Origin of the sequence: Sphingobium sp. B8D3B, from assembly GCF_025961875.1 — a bacterium.
Lineage (GTDB): Bacteria > Pseudomonadota > Alphaproteobacteria > Sphingomonadales > Sphingomonadaceae > Sphingobium.
In genome coordinates this window covers 1,121,133-1,138,990 of the sequence record NZ_JAOQON010000001.1, presented here as the reverse complement: position 1 = coordinate 1,138,990, position 17,858 = coordinate 1,121,133, and the positions used below count along the sequence as shown (strand labels likewise).

The 17,858-nt window shown below is 63.2% G+C and carries 18 protein-coding genes; 15 read left to right on the top strand and 3 right to left on the bottom strand.

The annotated features are described in order from the left end of the window. Window positions 1–181: 181 nt before the first annotated feature. The gene (locus M2343_RS05320; protein ID WP_264575868.1) at window positions 182–367 is read right to left on the bottom strand and encodes a hypothetical protein; all 186 of its coding nucleotides are present in this window, start codon (window positions 365–367) and stop codon (window positions 182–184) included. Then, a complete protein-coding gene (locus M2343_RS05315; protein ID WP_264575867.1) occupies window positions 364–1,104 on the bottom strand; it encodes a Crp/Fnr family transcriptional regulator in 741 nt (246 codons plus the stop codon). Before M2343_RS05315 ends, M2343_RS05320 begins: the two co-directional genes overlap by 4 nt. Window positions 1,105–1,370: 266 nt before the next feature. Here M2343_RS05315 and M2343_RS05310 point away from each other — a divergent pair, with 266 nt between their 5' ends. From M2343_RS05310 to M2343_RS05265, 10 genes are all read left to right on the top strand, one after another. Then, entirely contained in the window at window positions 1,371–3,458 is a 2,088-nt protein-coding gene (locus tag M2343_RS05310; RefSeq protein ID WP_413716005.1) for a catalase, read from the top strand. Window positions 3,459–3,482: 24 nt separating this feature from the next. Further along, the gene (locus M2343_RS05305; protein ID WP_264575866.1) at window positions 3,483–4,025 is read left to right on the top strand and encodes a hemerythrin domain-containing protein; all 543 of its coding nucleotides are present in this window, start codon (window positions 3,483–3,485) and stop codon (window positions 4,023–4,025) included. A 54-nt stretch (window positions 4,026–4,079) separates the two neighbouring features. Further along, window positions 4,080–4,655 carry an SRPBCC family protein gene (locus M2343_RS05300; RefSeq protein WP_264575865.1) on the top strand — a complete coding sequence of 192 codons (576 nt, stop codon included), beginning with the start codon at window positions 4,080–4,082 and terminating at the stop codon, window positions 4,653–4,655. Further along, the gene (locus M2343_RS05295) at window positions 4,655–5,845 is read left to right on the top strand and encodes a zinc-dependent alcohol dehydrogenase (RefSeq protein WP_181559568.1); all 1,191 of its coding nucleotides are present in this window, start codon (window positions 4,655–4,657) and stop codon (window positions 5,843–5,845) included. The genes M2343_RS05300 and M2343_RS05295 overlap by 1 nt, the downstream gene beginning before the upstream one ends. Before the next feature lie 102 nt (window positions 5,846–5,947). Beyond that, on the top strand, window positions 5,948–6,460 hold the full coding sequence (locus M2343_RS05290) for a DUF4142 domain-containing protein (protein ID WP_264575864.1): 513 nt from the start codon (window positions 5,948–5,950) through the stop codon (window positions 6,458–6,460). Between the two features lie 11 nt (window positions 6,461–6,471). Further along, window positions 6,472–7,254 carry an SDR family NAD(P)-dependent oxidoreductase gene (locus M2343_RS05285; RefSeq protein ID WP_264575863.1) on the top strand — a complete coding sequence of 261 codons (783 nt, stop codon included), beginning with the start codon at window positions 6,472–6,474 and terminating at the stop codon, window positions 7,252–7,254. A 3-nt stretch (window positions 7,255–7,257) separates the two neighbouring features. Further along, entirely contained in the window at window positions 7,258–7,566 is a 309-nt protein-coding gene (locus M2343_RS05280; RefSeq protein WP_264575862.1) for a DUF3175 domain-containing protein, read from the top strand. Continuing rightward, window positions 7,559–7,771: a hypothetical protein gene (locus tag M2343_RS05275; RefSeq protein ID WP_264575861.1), complete on the top strand. Its 213-nt coding sequence runs from the start codon at window positions 7,559–7,561 to the stop codon at window positions 7,769–7,771. The genes M2343_RS05280 and M2343_RS05275 overlap by 8 nt, the downstream gene beginning before the upstream one ends. Window positions 7,772–7,994: 223 nt before the next feature. Continuing rightward, window positions 7,995–8,633, top strand: a complete 639-nt coding sequence (gene catB / locus M2343_RS05270; protein WP_264575860.1) for a type B chloramphenicol O-acetyltransferase — start codon at window positions 7,995–7,997, stop codon at window positions 8,631–8,633. 109 nt (window positions 8,634–8,742) lie between these two features. After that, window positions 8,743–9,345, top strand: a complete 603-nt coding sequence (locus M2343_RS05265) for a DNA-3-methyladenine glycosylase I (protein ID WP_319799388.1) — start codon at window positions 8,743–8,745, stop codon at window positions 9,343–9,345. Window positions 9,346–9,368: 23 nt separating this feature from the next. Here M2343_RS05265 and M2343_RS05260 read toward each other — a convergent pair whose 3' ends face one another. Continuing rightward, a complete protein-coding gene (locus M2343_RS05260; RefSeq protein WP_264575859.1) occupies window positions 9,369–10,244 on the bottom strand; it encodes a TauD/TfdA dioxygenase family protein in 876 nt (291 codons plus the stop codon). Between the two features lie 335 nt (window positions 10,245–10,579). Here M2343_RS05260 and M2343_RS05255 point away from each other — a divergent pair, with 335 nt between their 5' ends. From M2343_RS05255 to M2343_RS05235, 5 genes are all read left to right on the top strand, one after another. After that, on the top strand, window positions 10,580–13,576 hold the full coding sequence (locus M2343_RS05255; RefSeq protein ID WP_264575858.1) for a TonB-dependent receptor plug domain-containing protein: 2,997 nt from the start codon (window positions 10,580–10,582) through the stop codon (window positions 13,574–13,576). A gap of 32 nt (window positions 13,577–13,608) precedes the next feature. After that, window positions 13,609–14,595: a nuclear transport factor 2 family protein gene (locus M2343_RS05250; protein WP_264575857.1), complete on the top strand. Its 987-nt coding sequence runs from the start codon at window positions 13,609–13,611 to the stop codon at window positions 14,593–14,595. 24 nt (window positions 14,596–14,619) lie between these two features. Next, window positions 14,620–16,029 carry an MFS transporter gene (locus tag M2343_RS05245; protein WP_264575856.1) on the top strand — a complete coding sequence of 470 codons (1,410 nt, stop codon included), beginning with the start codon at window positions 14,620–14,622 and terminating at the stop codon, window positions 16,027–16,029. Window positions 16,030–16,162: 133 nt separating this feature from the next. After that, the gene (locus M2343_RS05240) at window positions 16,163–16,882 is read left to right on the top strand and encodes an alpha/beta hydrolase (protein WP_264603866.1); all 720 of its coding nucleotides are present in this window, start codon (window positions 16,163–16,165) and stop codon (window positions 16,880–16,882) included. Between the two features lie 162 nt (window positions 16,883–17,044). After that, window positions 17,045–17,854, top strand: coding sequence for a CmcJ/NvfI family oxidoreductase (locus tag M2343_RS05235; protein ID WP_264575854.1), 810 nt, complete (start codon window positions 17,045–17,047; stop codon window positions 17,852–17,854). The last annotated feature ends 4 nt before the right edge of the window (window positions 17,855–17,858 follow it).

The following is a 17,858-nucleotide window of genomic DNA, read 5'->3' as shown; positions in this document are numbered from 1 at the left end:
CCTGCGAAGCTTTTTGCTGCGGAAACATCATCTTTCGACCTGTTGTCCTTATCGCTGGAGAGAAACTTCCATCCGGTCGACATCGTTCCCGGCGCCGGGGTCTCCGAGAGGAGTCGACAAGCGATCGACGCGTCCCGTGACCGTCCCAGTCCAAGCTTGCGTGGCATCTGAGATAACGCAGTTACTTCGTCTTCAGGTGCCTTTGCGCTTCCTCGCCGGCTTCAATCAGGCTCTCGCCCGTGGCAACGGCTGCATCCGCCGTCATGGTGACGGCGATCCCGCCCGGACCCTCGAGGATGACATGATCCTCCTCAGCCGTGGCGACGCCGGGTTCGGCATAAGGCTCGATTGGGGAGTGGACAGTCATGCTGGTCCTCCTTGCTGGATATCTGCGCAGGGGGCGAGATACAGATAATCTGATGAAAAATTGCCCCGGCGGGCCAGACCGGCATAATCGTTGATCTGGACCAGTGAGGCGTGCCTCTCGCACAGTCCGGCTTCTCTTAATTGGCGGAGCACCCGATTGGTGTGAACGGTAGTCAGGCCGCAAATCTCGGCAATGTCGCCCTGCGTCAGGGTCAGCACGAAGCGATGTCCGTCCGATAATCCCACCGCATACAGGCGGGCATTCATCTCGCACAGGAAATGGGCGACACGCCCGACCGCGTCGAGCCGGCCCACCCGGAACAACCAGGCGCGGTGCAGGGCCGCATCGATGAGCGTCGAAAACCACAGCTTGCGCGCCAGATCGGGTCGCGGGTCGAGCACTTCCTTCAGCGCTTTGTGCGGCACGATGGCGATGCTCGCGGTCGTGAGCGTGCCGATAGCATGGTCCAGCTCCCGCATGGGATAGGCATGGAGATCGACGAATTCGCCCGGCACATGGATGGCGACGAGTTGCCGCAAGCCTTTGCGATCATCGATGTAGCGCGACATGATCCCTTCGACCAGGAAGCTGCTGACATCCACAATCTGACCCGCTTCGACGATTGTCGTGCGGGGCTCAAAGGTGCGAACCTCGAGAATCGTGTCTTCGAGCGCGGCTCGTTCTTCCGGCGTCAGGGCCACGCCGCGGCGGTTTGCAAGGAGGCGATCCATCAACATCGAGTGGCTAACGGATAAGCCGCGCTGGCGATCCAGCCCCGATCGGCTTTCACTATGATCAATGTTAATTCCTAGCCTTAACAGGCAACTGTCATCCGGACGGCGTGTTGGTGAAGCACGAGACGAACTCGTTCACATCCCAGCAATGACAAGGAACCGCGATGGCGAAACAGGCAACGCGTGCGGCGAAAGGCCGTGCGCCTATGAAATCCGATCAGCAGCGGTCATCGGCAAACAGCCCTTCTGCAGATGCCGCCTTTGAGGACATGCCTGTTTTTGAAGGACCGATGGGCGAGGGTGGCGAAACGCGGCAGACCGCTGGCGGTGATGTCGCGACGCTGACGACCGCGCAGGGCGTTCCCGTTTCCGATGACCAGAACAGCCTCAAGCAGGGCGCGCGCGGCCCCGCGCTGCTGGAAGACTTCCATTTTCGCGAGAAGATGTTCCACTTCGATCATGAGCGTATCCCCGAGCGCGTGGTTCATGCGCGCGGTTATGGCGCCCATGGCTTTTTCGAGCTGACAGACAGCCTGTCCGACATCACCCGCGCCGATCTCTTCCAGCGGGTAGGCGAGCGGACCGAGGCCTTCGTGCGCTTCTCGACCGTGGCTGGGTCCAAGGGCTCGTTCGATCTCGCGCGCGATGTGCGCGGCTTTGCGGTGAAGCTCTACACCAAGGAGGGGAATTGGGACCTCGTTGGCAACAATATCCCGGTCTTCTTCATCCAGGACGCGATGAAGTTTCCCGACCTGATCCATGCCGCCAAGCCCGAGCCGGATCGCGCCTTTCCGCAGGCCCAGACGGCGCATGACAACTTCTGGGACTTCATCAGCCTGACGCCGGAATCGATGCACATGGTCATGTGGATCATGTCCGACCGGACGATCCCGCGCTCCTTCCGCTTCATGGAAGGCTTTGGCGTCCACACCTTCCGGCTGGTCGACGCAGACGGAAAGTCGACATTCGTCAAGTTCCACTGGAAGCCCAAGCTGGGCCTTCAGTCGGTAGCCTGGAACGAAGCGGTCAAGATCAACGGCGCCGACCCCGACTTCCACCGGCGGGACCTCTGGGCCGCCATTGAAGCCGGCGATTTCCCTGAATGGGAACTGGGCCTCCAGCTCTTCGATCAGGAATTCGCCGACAGCTTCGATTTCGATGTGCTCGATGCCACCAAGATCATTCCCGAGGAACTGGTGCCGATCCGCGTCGTGGGTCGTCTGGTGCTCGATCGCCTGGTCGATAATTTCTTCGCCGAGACCGAGCAGGTCGCCTTCTGCACCCAAAATGTCGTGCCGGGCATCGACTTCAGCAACGACCCGCTGTTGCAGGGGCGCAATTTCTCCTATCTGGATACCCAGCTCAAGCGCCTCGGCTCGCCCAATTTCACGCATCTGCCGATCAACGCCCCGCGCTGCCCGTTCGCGCATTTCCAGCAGGATGGGCATATGGCGATGCGCAATCCCGTTGGTCGCGCCAATTACGAGCCCAATAGCTGGGGCGCGGAAATCGGCGGTCCGCGTGAGGATCCGCAGCGCGGCTTCAAGAGCTATGCGGAGCCGGCCGATGGCGACAAGCTGCGCATCCGGCCGGAAAGCTTTGCCGATCATTATAGCCAGGCCACGCAGTTCTATGCGAGCCAGACGTTGATCGAGCAAAAGCATATCGGCGATGCGCTGGTGTTCGAGCTCTCCCGCGTGGAGCGGCCGGACATCCGGTCGCGCATGGTTTCGCATCTGCTGAACATCGATGCGGACCTCGCGGCAACCGTCGCAGACGGGCTGGGGCTTGCCATGCCGCAGGCGGCGACCGCAGCGGTGCAGCCGCGGACCGATCTGGCGCCGTCCGACGCCTTGAGCATCATCAAGCGTGGGCCGCAGAGCTTTGCCGGCCGCAAGCTCGGCCTGCTGGTAACCGACGGCGCCGATGCGACGCTTGTCCAGGCGATCATCAATGCGGTCGATGAAGCCGGTGCGATGATCGAGTTCATTGCCCCCAAGATCGGCGGGGTCACCTTGTCGGACGGTAAGATCCTTGGCGCCCACTACAAGGTGGATGGCGGGCCTTCGGTCCTGTTCGATGCCGTCGCGGTCGTCGCCTCGGCCGAAGGCGGGCAATTGCTCGCGCTCGATGCCACGGCGAAGGACTTCGTGACGGACGCTTTTGCCCACTGCAAGTTCATGGGCCTGAGCAAGGAAGCAGAGCCGCTGCTGACCAAGGCCGGTCTGATGCCCGACCTCGATGAAGGCTGCTTCGCCCTCAAGAGCAAATCCGATGCGACGGCATTCGTCGCGGCGCTGGCGCCGCTGCGGTTCTGGGCACGCGAGCCGCTCGTCGATCTCGATGCCGTTGCCTGAGTTCCTTCGAAAAGGAGATTAATCATGTCCATTATCGATAAGGTCATCGCCGCTGTCACCCCGCCCGAAAGCGAGGAGGCGCGGGCCGAGGCCCGGGCCAAGGCCGAGGAGCTTGCGACGCGCGGCAGCTGGCTTGCGCATATTCTCGATCATCATCGGCAGATCGAGGCTCTGTTCGCAGCCGTGAAGGCCGCAACCACGGCCGAGACGCGTCGCGATGCGCAGGAGCGGTTGGCGCTGCTCCTCACGGGCCATTCCATCGCGGAGGAAGCGGCGATCTATCCTGCGCTGGCCGCGGACAAGCAGGTCGGCCATGCCGAGCTTGCCTATCAGGAACAATCTGCCGCCAAGATGGAGATGGGTCTGCTGGAACGGCTGGACCCGATGAGCCAGGATTATCTCGACAAGCTCGAGCATATCCGCGGCGCGGTTGCCCATCACATCTATTCCGAGGAGGGAACCTGGTTCCCCAAGCTGATGGAGGACGTCTCGTCCAGCGAGCAGGCGATGATCACCCGCCGCTATTCTGAGGAGTTCGTCCGATATGTGGGCAACGGTCCCAGCTGAGACGCGTTGACTGATCATACGCTCACTGAACCAACCCGCGACAGGAGAAGTAGAATGCCCGATGCGCGCGACGACGCACCGCTGACGACCTCCAAAGATCGCCAAGCGGTCGATGAGGCTGCGGCGACCCTGGTCGAACCCAAAGGCGACAGTCTGGTCGGCCGCTCCGTGACGATCAATCGCCCCCGTGCGGAGCTGTACGCTTACTGGCGTGACTTCACCCGGCTGCCGACCTTCATGGACAATGTCGTGCGGGTCGACATGATCGATGATGTGACCAGCCATTGGGTGGTGAAGGCGCCTGGCGGCCGGACCGTCGAGTGGGATGCAGTCATCACCGAAGAGCAGCCGGATGCGTTCATCGCATGGGCCTCGACCGAGGGTGCCGACGTGCCGAACAGCGGTCGAATCGATTTTCGCGATGCAGGCGCGCGCGGCACCGTGGTTACGGCGACGATCCTCTACGATCCGCCCGCAGGGTTCATCGGCAAGGTCATCGCGAAGATGTTCCAGCGCGAGCCGGCCATTCAGGCTCGGCGCGACCTGCGGCGCTTCAAGCAACTCATGGAAACCGGCGAGATCGCCACGTCGGCGTGGACGCACGAGCAACTGGAAGAGGAGACGGCCTGATGCGCGCGCTCACCTGGCACGGCAAGCATGATGTCCGCGTGGACACCGTGGACGATCCCGAAATCATCAATCCGCGCGATGCGATCATCAAGGTCACATCCACCGCAATCTGCGGTTCGGACCTGCACCTTTATGATGGCTACATCCCCACGATGAAGTCCGGTGACATTCTCGGCCATGAGTTCATGGGTGAGGTGGTCGAGACTGGCCCCGGCTCGACGCTCCAAAAGGGGCAGCGGGTGGTGGTGCCGTTCACCATTGCCTGCGGGAGCTGCTACCATTGCGGCAAGCACCAATATTCCGCCTGCGACAATTCCAACCCGGCCGACAATCAGGATATCGCCCAGACGCTCTACGGCCAGCCGATGAGCGGTCTGTTCGGCTATAGCCACATGACGGGGGGCTATGCCGGCGGGCAGGCGGAATATGTCCGCGTGCCGTTCAGCGACGTTGGCCCGATCGTCATTCCCGACGGGATCGACGACGACAAGGTGCTGTTCCTGTCCGACATTCTGCCGACAGGCTGGCAGGCCGCCGAGTTCGCGCAGATCGAGCCCGGCGATACGGTCGCTGTCTGGGGATGCGGGCCGGTCGGCCTGTTCTGCGTGCAGGCGGCCTTCCTGATGGGCGCCGAGCGGGTGATCGCCATCGACCATTTCCCCCGCCGCCTTGAGCTGGCGGCAAAGTTCGGCGCGGAAACCATCAACTTCGAGGAGAGCAAGACCTACGAGGCGCTGATGGAGATGACCGGCGGCATTGGCCCCGACGCCTGTATCGACGCGGTCGGCCTGGAGGCGCACGGTCTTTTCGCCGACAATGTCTGGGACCAGATCAAGGTCTCCACCTTTACGGGCACCGACCGCACCCATTCGATCCGCCAGGCGATCATTGCCTGCCGCAAGGGTGGCCGCGTGTCCATGCCGGCGGTCTATGGCGGCTTCGTCGACAAGTTTCCGCTCGGCGCCTTCATGGAGAAGGGGCTGACGCTCAAAACCGGTCAGACCCATGTGCAGCATTATCTGCCGGGCCTGTTGAATGCGATCATGGAGGGGAAGATCGATACCACCTTCCTCATCAGCCACCGCATGCCGCTGAGCGAAGCCCCGCAGGGCTACAAGATGTTCCACGATCACCAGAACGAAGTGACCAAGGTGGTGCTGAAACCGGGGCTCGACCGGGTCGCCGCATGACTCATAAGGAGACGGATGATGAAACTCTATTTTGCGATACCGTTGGCGGCCTGTGTATTGGCTGGGTGCAGCCAGGGCAGCACACCGGCAAATGATACAGCCATGACCAACAACGACATGGCCATGACCGGCAATGCCACGAACATGTCCGTGGGCGCGCCGCCGCCGGGCGAGATGTCCGCCACGCCAAACGACGCGACGGGCTATCTGGCCAAAGCAGGCGCGGGCGACCTGTTCGAGATTGAATCGTCCCGCGCGATCCTGGCGAAAAATCCGGACAAGCCGGTTGCCGATTTCGCAAACATGATGGTCGATGCGCATGGGCAATCCACCGCCAAGCTCAAGGCAGCGGCTGAGAAGGCTGGCCTGACCGTCACGCCGCCGGCGCTCGACGCCAACCAGCAAGCCAAGCTGGACGCCATCAAGGCTGCCGAGGGCACTGCCGCCACCACGACTTATCTGACGGCCCAACGCGAAGCCCATGCAGCGGCGCTTGCGCTCCATCAGGGTTACGCCGCCAACGGCGACACGCCGGCGCTCAAGGCTGCTGCGGGCGAGATCGCTCCGGTCGTCCAGAAGCATATCGACATGCTGGCAAAGATGCCGGGCGCATAAGGAGGCATGGGATGGGCGAGAAATTCGCAATCGTCACGGGCGCGTCTACCGGCATCGGTTTCGAACTCGCCCATCTCATCGCGCAGGATGGCTATGACCTGCTCGTCGTCGCTGACGAGCCGCTGATCGACGCGGCCGCGCAGGACTTCAGGCGCCATGGCGGCGACGTGCGATCGCTTGAGGCCGATCTCTCCACGCTCGACGGCGTGGATCGGCTTCTGGCCGCAGCGGAAGGCCGGAGGATCGACGTACTTTGCGCCAATGCCGGGGTCGGCACGGGCGGACCCTTTCTGGAGCAGGGTGTCGCCATGTGGCGACGGTCTGTCGACACCAATGTCACCGGCACCGTTTATCTTTTGCAGAAGGTGCTGGCCGAGATGGTGGCGCGCAATGACGGCAAGATTCTCGTCACAGGCTCCATCGCGGGCTACATCCCGGGCACCTTCAATGCCGTGTACAACGCGACCAAGGCGTTCATCGACAATTTCACCGAAGCGCTGCGCAACGAGATCAAGGAGGCCGAGGGCGTTACCCTCACCACATTGATGCCCGGCCCCACGGACACCGAGTTCTTCGAGCGCGCCGGTTTGTTGGATACGCAGGTCGGCCAGCAGGACAAGGCCGATCCCGCTAAAGTCGCGCGCGATGGCTGGAAGGCGCTGCTGGACGGCAAGGGGCATATCGTTTCGGGCCTCTCCAACAAGCTGCAGGTTGCCGCCGCCGGCGTCGTGCCACAGGCGATGCTCGCCGAGCAGCACCGCAAGCTGGCCGAGCCCGGCAGCGGGAAGGACTGAGCCATGGCCGACAAGAAATGGTCTCAAGATGTGACCGAACATTCGGACGCGCTCGATCTGGATGAGGGCGTCTTCAAGCAGGACGATCCGGCGAAGATCGCAGCCTCGCTCAAGCGCTCGGCGGAGCATAGCAAGCGGCGCAAGGGCACCGCGCTCCAGTCTGCGATGAGCATGCTCACCTTTTACATCAACCGCGCCGGCGACAATCTTGGCAAGGAGCAACGCCAGATCCTTGAGAAAGCCAAGGATGAGTTGCGCGAGGCCTTTGGCAAGCAGCCAAAGACCGCTGGGAAGGAGAAGGCTCATGGATAAGGATCGCGAGGCGGAGGCCAATCCCCCCAAGGACAAGGGCGAGAAAGGGAACCCAACCGAGCTGCCCCGTGGTCCCATGGGCGATGCCCGGCCGGACGCTGCCGAGAATGACAATCGCACCGGCGGTGGTCAATCTCAGGAGAAGGTGGAAGACCGCCCCATGGTCGGTTCGGTCAAGCCAGAGGATTATCCCGAGCAGCAATAGTCTGTTGGGGGGGCGGATAGATCGCCCACTTGGCATTCTGAAACATTTGCGCCATCACCGCCGGATGAAGATAGCGCCGTGTACCATCTGCATCGTGCTTCCGCGCCATTGACGTGAGAAGCTGAAGGCGGGCGATCCAGTGATTGCCCGAGCACGTTGTCTTGCGCCAGCGGCCGTCTCAGGCCCTCGAAGCTGGCGATCAAATCTTCAGGCCAGACCAACCATGCAAAATATACTTGAAAGGCCCTTCAAGGGCATCACGCTCGATCGTCTTGTTGCGCACCCGAACATCCGCGTGGGACGCTACAGCTATTATTCCGGCTATTATCATGGCCATGGTTTCCACGATTGCGCCCGCTACCTGTTGCCCGATGACGGCGCGGACAAGCTCATCATCGGCTCGTTCTGCTCCATCGGGTCGGGCGCTTCCTTCATCATGGCGGGCAATCAGGGGCATCGCAGTGATTGGATCAGCACCTTCCCCTTCTTCTGGATGCCGGACGCGCCCGTATTTGCCGGTGCGGACAATGGCTATCGGCCCGCTGGCGACACGGTCATCGGCCATGATGTGTGGATCGGGTCGGAAGCGGTGATCCTGCCCGGCATCACCATCGGGCATGGCGCGATCATCGGCACGCGCAGCGTCGTGACGAAGGACGTCGCCCCCTATGCCATCGTCGGCGGCAACCCCGCCAAGCTGATCCGGCAGCGCTTCGCCGACGCGGATGTCGCCCGGCTGCTTGAGCTGTGCTGGTGGGATTGGAGCGATGACGACTTGCAACGCGCCATGCCCATCCTGACCAGCGGCGATATCCCGGCTCTCTACGAACATTGGCGCACCAACATCGCTGCCGACAGATAAGGGAGAAGCCTCGAGCGGGCGCTGGCGTCAGGGACGGCTGCAGGCTAGATCATAGCTTGCCGGCGCCCGCGCGCCGCGCTGTCCGCTCGGATGATTGGGGGGAAGGAACATGGCGGGGCTTTTTACGGCATCCGATGGCGTGGCCCGTTGCGGCTGGTGCGCAGCGTCTGAGGATTACATCGCCTATCATGACGATGAATGGGGCTATCCCGTGTCCGACGATCGACGCCTGTTCGAGAAGCTGAGCCTGGAAGGCTTCCAGTCGGGGCTGAGCTGGCGCACGATCCTGACCAAGCGCGAGAATTTCCGGACCGCCTTTCACGGCTTCGATTTCCATCGCGTTGCAGCGTTCGATGAGAGGGATGTCGAGCGCCTGCTGCAGGATGCCGGCATCGTCCGCCACCGCGGCAAGATCGAGGCGGTCATCAACAACGCGCAGCGCGTGCAGGATCTCGTGCGCGAAAGCGGCTCCTTCGCAGCCTATGTCTGGAGCTTCGAACACCGAGACGAGGTTCCACATCTCGCCTCGACGTCCCCCGCATCCATCGCCATGTCCAAGGACCTCAAGAAGCGCGGCTGGAAATTCGTTGGCCCGACCACGGTCCATGCCTTCATGCAGGCCATGGGGCTGATCAACGACCATGCCGAAGGCTGCGCGATCCGGGCGCGGGTTGCCAAGGCTCGCGCCGGGTTCCAACCCCCGCAGGGCTGACGGGCCGTGCGGGGCCGGGGCGATCAGTCCGGCGCGCGCCTGTTGGCCTCGATCGCCGAGACCTCCGGGCCATATTCGTTGATCGTCGCGCGGCGCATGTCACGCTTGTAGCGATAGCGCTCGAATGACGTCGCGCTGTGCATCGTGCAGCGATTGTCCCATACAACCATGTCGCCCGGCCGCCATTTATGCGCGTAGACATAGCGCTCCTGCGTGGCGAAGCGGTAGAGCTCGTCCAGGAAGGTGCGGGCCTCGTCTTCCGGCCACCCTTCGATGCCCACGCCGTGCCAGCCCATGTACAACGCCTTGCGGCCATTGGCCGAGGTGCGGACCAGTGGATGAGCCATGCGCGGATAATTTTTGCGCATCTCCTCATCCTCGAATTTGACGCCGTTTAGCTGCAGCGCGCGGAAGAGGTCGTGGTCGACCTTAAGGTCGGCGACCTTTACCTTCATGTCCTCCGGCAGATCGTCATAGACGGCGCGGGTGTCGATGAACTCCGTATCGGCACCCTCCGGCGGCGTCACATAGGCCAGCAACATCGACCATTTCGTGGGCCAGGAATTGAACGGGCTGTCGGTATGGAACAGCTCAAAATCGGCCGGTTGGGCGCCATCCGGTTTGGGCTGGATGATCTCGCCGTCGGCAGTGAGATTGCTGATGTCGTAAAGCCCCGGCGCGATCCGCTTGCGCCCGGGCGGTGCCAGTTCCAGCGGCCCGAAGGACCGAGCGAAGGCGATATGGTCCTCGTCCGACAGGCTGGCATTGCGGATCACGCAGACGGCATATTGCGCCATCGCCGCCTCGAAGAACTCGACGGTCTCGGGCGAGAGGGGGCCGGAGGTGTCCAGATCGGTGATCTCGCCCACGAACCGGGGGTGCAGTTGGTTGATCTTCATCGCTCCGCTCACTCCTCATCCCACTCTTTTCTCAGCCCGGCGCGTGCAGGTGCTGCCTGCGCGCCATGCCATTCTTCCCCGATCTGGCATGAGCGCCTGGCCTCAAAATAGTGTGTTCTTTTGCGGGGGCGGGTTCATGCCTTTCAGCAGGCTGCTTTCATGATGCTTTGGGACCGCAACCAATTCACAGCACTATTTTCGTCCCGCGTGCTTAGCCCAAAGGCAAGTGGACAAGAGAGGATGTCATCGACCGGACTTCGTCTGCGACACGCGAGCAATGCGGCGCAGTACCGGATCGTGCATCCCGAAACAGCCGCAAGGCCGGGAGGGTGAACATGACTGCAGGCCATCGTCTTTCATTCACGTCGCGCGCGCAATTCGCGCTTCTGCTGCTCAGCAGCGCCTCGATGCTGGGGCTGGCGCAGCCGGCCAGCGCGCAAGCCGGCACGGCGAGCGCGGATGTCGGGGCGCAGGATAGCAATGGTGATAATGAGCGCGCGATCATCGTCACCGGCACCCGCATCGGCGGCGAAGCACCGGTGGGCACGGCGCTCGTTCAGTTGGGCAAGGAGGAGATCAGGGCCACCGGCCTCTCCAGCACCGCCGACATTCTGGGCACGGTGCCCTCCATCCTGCGGCTGGGCGGCGGCGACAATTATGCCGGTGGACAGGCGCAGCAGGCGAACACGATCAACTCCTTCAACTTCAACAAATCGCCCAACGTGCGCGGTCTGGGCGTGGGCGCGACGCTCAGCCTCGTGAACGGGCACCGTGTGCCGTATGAAGGCGGCAACATGAACTCGTTCGACGGGGATAATTACCCCGCCCAGATGATCCAGCGGATCGACGTGGTGCAGGATGGCGGCTCGGCCCTGTACGGTGCGGACGCGATCGCGGGGACGGTCAACTATATCCTGCGACGGCCGGAGGACACGCTTGAAGTCCACGGCGGCTATCGCAAGAATGACGGTCAGGATGGCTGGTATGTGACCGGCATCGGCGGGGTGCGCTGGGGCGAGGGCAGCGTGGGTGAGGGCGGCATTATCCTCTCCTACCAGCACTCCTATCAGACCGCCTTCGCGGCCTCGGCACGCCCGGATCTCTATAATGACGATCTCTCGCCTTATGGCGGGGCGCCCTCATCGCTTTACTCGGCGCCGGGCAATGTCGTCATCAACGGCATCTATTACGGCATCCCGGCGGGTCAGGACGGGTCGAAGCTGACTCTCGCAGATCTCAAATCCACGCCCAACTATTTCAATACCTGGAGTGCCATCGAGGTTATTCCGCAGGTTGAGGCAGACCGCTTTGCGATGAACTTCGAGCAGAATGTTACCGATTGGCTCCGTGTGTTCGCGGACGCGCTCTATGTACGGCGCGACTTCACCATTAACGGTCCCAACTCGTCGACCAGCAACCGCGTCACCAATCTTGGCCAGTTGCCGCGCATTCCCAACAGCAATCCGTTCAGCCCGTGCAACCCCAGCCATTATGCGGGCGGCGTCGTCACCGGTCCCGCCAACCTCCTCGCCGCCTGCGCGACGGGCGCGCTCTCCGTGGCCTACAGCACCGTCTACGACATCGGGTCGCCACGCCGCTTCGGCAAAACCGAAACCTGGACCTATGGCGGCGGTGTCGACATCAAGCTGCCCTATGACTGGTCGGTAACCCTGTCGGCCTTCGCCGGCACGCATGATGCGCCCTCGACCACCACGCAGACGGGCGGCGCGCCGGCGCCGGTCTTCGCGACGTTCAACTTCTTCTGCGATCCCACCGCCTTCCAGTGCACCGATCAGGCGACGGCCGATTCCATCAACGCGCGCGGTACCTCGCTCATCAACCGGACCAAATATGACATGCAGGTCTATTCGGCGACCGCCGACGGCCCGCTCTTCTCCCTCCCGGCCGGGCAGGTGAAGCTGGCTGTGGGCGTCGAACGCTATGAAGGCTCGCTGCTCAACGAGAATAATTTCGGCGGCAACAACTTCAATCCGCGCAGCGTCTCTTCGGTGTTCGGCGAATTGTTCGTGCCGGTCGTGAGCCCGGATGCGGAAAGCCGCCTCATCTACAAGCTCGAGCTCAATGGCTCGATCCGCTATGATGATTATAGCGACGCCGGCACCACGACCAATCCGCGTCTGGGCTTCAACTTCTGGCCGACGCGCGGCCTCAAGATCTTCGGCAGCTGGGGCACGTCCTTCCGGGCGCCGGGCCTTGCCGATAATGATCCCTTCTCGCAGACCGGCGTCATCCCGCTGGTGACGGCGGGCAACCAGCTCTCGCCGGCGATCTGCGCGGCGTGTCAGGGCGTGCCGATGGGCGCAATCTATCAGTCGATCGGCGGCGCCAATCGCGATCTCGCGCCCGAGACCTCCGAGACCTATGCCATTGGCGTCGACTGGACACCGCCCTCGCTGCCGGGCCTCACCATGTCCGCCAAATATTGGTGGCTGAGCTATGAAGGCCAGATCACCACGCCGGCCTTCAACGTCGGCAGCGTGCCGGCGATCAACCAGCAGATCTACAACTCGCAGATCATCTACAACCCGGCCTATTTCCCGACACTGGCCGCGAACAACCCGACTGCCTTCTTTGGCGATTTCCCGACGATCAATCAGACAAATCCGTCCTGCGCCGCAGCCTTCGGGAAGAATGTGACCACGCAGGCGCTCTACGATGCGATGATCAGCTGCTACAACACCGGCGGGGAGCGGGGCGGTCTGTTCGGTCCGCCGACGGCGCCGGGCAATGTGTTCGCGCTGGTGAGCGGTCGCCGGATCAACGCGGGCAAGACGGTCGGCCGGGGCATTGATTTCAACATCGATTATGCCTTCGATAGCAGCATGGGCCGGTTCAACCTAGGCGCAGTTGCCTCCTACACGATGAGCTGGAAGGTGTCCCCGCTGCCCGGCGCTGACCTCGTGCAGGAAGTGAACCAGCTCGGCTTCCCGCTCACCTTCCAGGCGCGCGGCCAGCTTGGTTGGCGGCGCGATATCGGCATGGGCGATCTGTTCGCCAGCACCTTTATCAACTTCCGCAATTCCTATGAGATCGATCAGGCCCAACTGCCGGTCGGCGTCGCCCCTTCCTATGCCAAGATCGGCTCCTACACGACGTTCGACCTGACCATCGGCTTCGACACCGGTGACCGGGGCGGCTCATGGCTGACGGACAATTTCAGCATCGTCCTCAGCATGCAGAACGTCTTCGACAAAGATCCGCCACTGGTCGTCAATCAGGCAGGCCTTGCCGGCAGCGCGATCCGCTTCGACCCGACTTATGGCAGCGCGCTGGGCCGTGTGATGCAGATCCAGGTCGGCAAACGCTTTTGACGCGGGGTTCGCTGGGCGGGGTGGCGGCATGCATGCTGCTTGCGGCATGCACGGCCTCCTCGGGCGACGGGTCACCATCGCTCGCACCGCCCGTGGCTGCCGCGAGGGAGGGAAGCGTCGTGCCGGTCATGGGTCACCCTGCGCCACTGTCTCTGCTCGAGGACAAGGCTCCGCGCCTGGCTCGGAACAAGCGCCTAGCGTTCGATATGTGGCGCAGCATCGTCAATGCCGGCCATGTCGAGCGGGCTGACGATCTGCTGACGGAAGACTATATCCAGCACAGCCCGGTGCTGCCGAGCGGGCGCGCGGCCTTCAAACAGATCTTCTCGGCCGTCCCCCGCCGCGATATCCCGGCCTTGGTCTCCCCGCCGCTCGTTACCATGGTCGCAGAAGGCGATCAGGTGGTGATGGCCTTGCGGGAGGAGCTGCGCGAACCGGTCGGGTCCGGGCGCTATACCAGCACGCACTTCAACCTGTTCCGGGTGGAAGGGGATCGTCTGGCCGAGCATTGGCACTCGGTCGAGGCTCCGCCCGGCCCAGATCTGCCGCCGCCAGACAAGGGCGGGCCGCAACCGGTGACGGGGGCGACAGGATCGGCCCAGCAGGCCCTGCTCCAATCCGACGATCCGGCGCTGGCAGCCAACAAGCGGCTCGTGTTCGATGCCTGGCGCCATCTGGTCGACGCGGGTGACGCGGCTACCGCCGCGCGCTATCTGGCCAAAGACTTCGTCGAGCATGATCCACGCGCGACGGACGGCACACCGGCGTTCCTCTCAGCAGGCGCGGGGCGCACGGCGGCGCCGCTTGCGCAGGCCATGCAGGCCACACTGGTCGCCATGGTCGCGCAGGGCGATCTCGTGGTCGTCGTCACCGGCCATGAGCATCCGCATCCAAGCCGGGCAGGGGCCAGTTATACGACAACCCGGTTCAACATGTTCCGGATCGCGCGGGGGCGCCTCGCGGAGCATTGGACCGGCGCGATGAAGCCGGGGACCGTGCCCGGTCCCTATACCGATTGATGACACGCTGCGTGGAGAGACGATTTGACTGACACCACCGCCGCGCAGCCCGATCCGGATCGCGCCGCCAGCCCCGTTTATCGCCCCCATTATTCGGACGAAGCCTGGCCCGCCGCGCGTCAGGCTTATCATGTCGCGTGGGTGCTCGCTGCCGTGCAGATGTGCGCCCAGCTCAATAACGGCGTCATGACGCTGCTCGTCGAGCCCATCAAGCGCGACCTGCAATTGACCGATATGGAGATGAGCTATCTGCTCGGCTTCTCGGTCAGTCTCTTCTACGTGCTGATCGGCATTCCTGCCGCCCGCCTTGTGGACCGGCATAATCGCAAGCATCTGCTCGCCGCATCCGTGTTCCTGTGGAGCCTTGCCAGCGCGGTATGCGGCCTTGCCCAGAATTTCTGGCAGTTCTTCGCGGCGCGCTTTGGCATCGGCGCTGGGGAATCGATCAGCGGGCCGCTCTCCTATTCGCTGATGGCCGACTATTTTCCGCCGGAAAAGCTGCCCCGCGCCATCGCGATCTACAATGTCGGCTTTCAGGGCGGCACGGCGCTCTCGCTGCTGCTGGGCGCGGTGATGATCCATCTGCTTTCCGGGATGCCGGCAATCCACCTGCCCCTGCTCGGCGCCGTGCGCGAGTGGCAGGTGGTGTGGGTGGTGACCGGCCTTGTTGGCATCCCGATCCTGCTGCTGGTCGCCACGATCGTCGAGCCCAAAAGGCGCGGGTTCAATGCGGCGGCGGTCGTGGGGATGCAGCCACGCAAGGTCGGTCTGCGCGAGACATTGCGCTATCTGCTCGCCCATTGGCGGCTCTACAGCCCGATGTTCCTGGGCCTGTGCTTCACCGCCATGCACATGTTCGGCACGGCGGCGTGGAGCGCGGCCTTTTACGCACGGACCTATGGATGGGCACCGGCGAGCACGGGGCTCTACACCGGGCTTCTCAGCCTCGTCCTGGCGGTTCCGGCCCTGTTCGGTGCGGTCTGGCTCAACGATCATTTCCGCAATCGCGGCCATGCCGACGCGAACATGCGGGTGCTGGCCATCGGCTTCACCGCATCGGCCCCGTTCATGATCGCGGCGCCACTCATGCCCAGCCCATGGCTGGCGCTCGGCATGGGCGGCATCGGCACGGCCTTGATGCTGATGGCGGCGCCCTCGCTCAACTCGGCCTTGCAGGTGGTGACGCCCAACGAGATTCGGGGGCAGATCACCGCCCTCTATCTGTTCACCATGACGGCGGTCGGCGGCGGGCTGGGGCCGACCTACTTCGCCTTCCTCACCCAATATGTGTGGGGGGACGAGGCGCTGTTGCGATATGCCATCGCCACCTCTGCGGCGATTTCCTTCCCGCTGGCGGCGATCACCTATTGGGTGGGGGTGAAACCCTATCGCCGGCGCATCCTGGAGATGCGGGCCGATGGCGCGCCGCTCTGAACTGCCCACCGCATCGGCCTATTGTCGCCACTATTTTCGCGCCCGGCGCAGCGGCACTCGCTGGGGAAATCAACGGCCTGCCTCTTCGGAGAGGCTGCGCCGGCCAAGCTGACACATATCGAGGGAGAGAATGATGGCGGACAAGCGTGGAACGATCGTGATCGTGCATGGCGCATGGGTTGGCGGGTGGCGCTGGCGCAAGGTGGCGGATCTGCTGCGCGATCGCGGCCATTATGTGTTCACGCCCACGCTGACCGGGCTGGGCGAGCGCGCCCACCTCACCAGTCGCGACGTCAACCTGGCGATGCATGCGCAGGATATCGCCAATGTCATCCGCTATGAGGAACTGGAGCATGTGCTGCTGGTCGGCCACTCCTATGGCGGCATGCCGATCTCGCAGGCGACCGAACTGATCCCCGAGGGGGTGATCCAGTCGATCCTCTATATGGATGCTTTCATGCCCGAGAACGGCCAGTCGCTGAACGATCTGGTGCCTGGCGAACCGCACCTCCCGCCCGAGGAAGGGGATTATCTCGTGCCGCCGCCCCGGCTGCTGCTGCAGGGCTTCAATGCGCATATGGACCCTGCGTCCCGCGCCTCCTACGAGGATCGGCGCACGGCGCAGTCCGTCTACTGTTTCTCGCAAAAGGCGGAGCTGACCGGTGCCCGCGACCGCATCCCGCAAAAGACCTATGTGATCGCCACCGGCTACAAGAACGATACGTTCGCCCCCGTGGCCGAACGGTTGCGCACTCAGCCGGAATGGCGCGTGGAGGAAATGCCCTTCACCCATGATCTCCAGCACGTTGCCGTGACCGAATCTGCCGACATGATCGAATCCGCGCTGCCCTGAGGCCACTCGGCTCGGCTCAGCCTTGCAATGTAGGCACTATTTTCAAGCCGGCCGGTCCGCACACTGGCTCGAATTGAACGAAAGGCGGCCCCAGAGGCATTGCCAGACCGGACGGATAGCCCGCCGACTGCGATGCCCCGGCCGCCATGAGGAGAGAGAATCGTGAACAATCAGGCTGCCGCCGTCGCCTCGCGCCCGACCTCGGTCGAGAGCTTCATTCGCTATTCGGAGCGCGCGGCCGATGGGGGCTGGATCGAGAAGAACGGCTCTTATTCCTTCTCGATGGAAGACCATGACGTGACCGTGCACAACGCCCGGCTCGCGGACACCTCGTTCGACGCGCAGGGCTTCACCCTGGTAAAGCACGCCACAGATGTCGATTTCACCGACAAGGATGATTTCGAGCGCCGCTATTATCCTGAGGTCGCGCGTCTGGTGAAGGACCTGACCGGCGCCAGCGAAGTCTTCGCCTTCATGGGCATTTTGCGTGGTGGCGAGGATGCCAAGGGCGGCGGCCCGGCGCTGAGTGCCCATGTGGATTTCAACGGGCCTGCACTGCAACAGTGGATCGCGCGGCTCGCGCCCGATCGGGCCCAGGAGCTGGCGGCCAAACGCCTCGTCAACATCAATGTCTGGCGTGGCACCAAGCCGGTCGAGAATTATCCGCTGGCGGTCTGCGACAGCCACAGCGTCGAGAAGCGCGACTTCTTGAGCGTATCGCTGGGCAAGCCAGAAGGCGGCTTCCGCCAGGGCATGCCGGCCGGCCTCAACATGGCCTACAATCCCCGGCATCAATGGTATTATTATCCGGATATGCAGCCCGATGAGGCGCTGATCTTTCGTCTGTACGATACCCGTAATCCCGATTGGCAGATGACCGGCCATACCGCCTTCGAGGATCCGACCAGCCTGCCGGGTTCCCCGCGCCGGGAGAGCTTTGAGGTCAGGACCATCGCGGTGTTCGACGCATGATGGC

Bases quoted from the DNA above. Each gene is read 5' to 3' on its own strand.
- M2343_RS05320 (WP_264575868.1), bottom strand. From the start codon at position 367: ATGACTGTCCACTCCCCAATCGAGCCTTATGCCGAACCCGGCGTCGCC.
- M2343_RS05315 (WP_264575867.1), bottom strand. From the start codon at position 1,104: ATGTTGATGGATCGCCTCCTTGCAAACCGCCGCGGCGTGGCCCTGACG.
- M2343_RS05310 (WP_413716005.1), top strand. From the start codon at position 1,371: ATGCCTGTTTTTGAAGGACCGATGGGCGAGGGTGGCGAAACGCGGCAG.
- M2343_RS05305 (WP_264575866.1), top strand. From the start codon at position 3,483: ATGTCCATTATCGATAAGGTCATCGCCGCTGTCACCCCGCCCGAAAGC.
- M2343_RS05300 (WP_264575865.1), top strand. From the start codon at position 4,080: ATGCCCGATGCGCGCGACGACGCACCGCTGACGACCTCCAAAGATCGC.
- M2343_RS05295 (WP_181559568.1), top strand. From the start codon at position 4,655: ATGCGCGCGCTCACCTGGCACGGCAAGCATGATGTCCGCGTGGACACC.
- M2343_RS05290 (WP_264575864.1), top strand. From the start codon at position 5,948: ATGACCAACAACGACATGGCCATGACCGGCAATGCCACGAACATGTCC.
- M2343_RS05285 (WP_264575863.1), top strand. From the start codon at position 6,472: ATGGGCGAGAAATTCGCAATCGTCACGGGCGCGTCTACCGGCATCGGT.
- M2343_RS05280 (WP_264575862.1), top strand. From the start codon at position 7,258: ATGGCCGACAAGAAATGGTCTCAAGATGTGACCGAACATTCGGACGCG.
- M2343_RS05275 (WP_264575861.1), top strand. From the start codon at position 7,559: ATGGATAAGGATCGCGAGGCGGAGGCCAATCCCCCCAAGGACAAGGGC.
- catB (WP_264575860.1), top strand. From the start codon at position 7,995: ATGCAAAATATACTTGAAAGGCCCTTCAAGGGCATCACGCTCGATCGT.
- M2343_RS05265 (WP_319799388.1), top strand. From the start codon at position 8,743: ATGGCGGGGCTTTTTACGGCATCCGATGGCGTGGCCCGTTGCGGCTGG.
- M2343_RS05260 (WP_264575859.1), bottom strand. From the start codon at position 10,244: ATGAAGATCAACCAACTGCACCCCCGGTTCGTGGGCGAGATCACCGAT.
- M2343_RS05255 (WP_264575858.1), top strand. From the start codon at position 10,580: ATGACTGCAGGCCATCGTCTTTCATTCACGTCGCGCGCGCAATTCGCG.
- M2343_RS05250 (WP_264575857.1), top strand. From the start codon at position 13,609: ATGCTGCTTGCGGCATGCACGGCCTCCTCGGGCGACGGGTCACCATCG.
- M2343_RS05240 (WP_264603866.1), top strand. From the start codon at position 16,163: ATGGCGGACAAGCGTGGAACGATCGTGATCGTGCATGGCGCATGGGTT.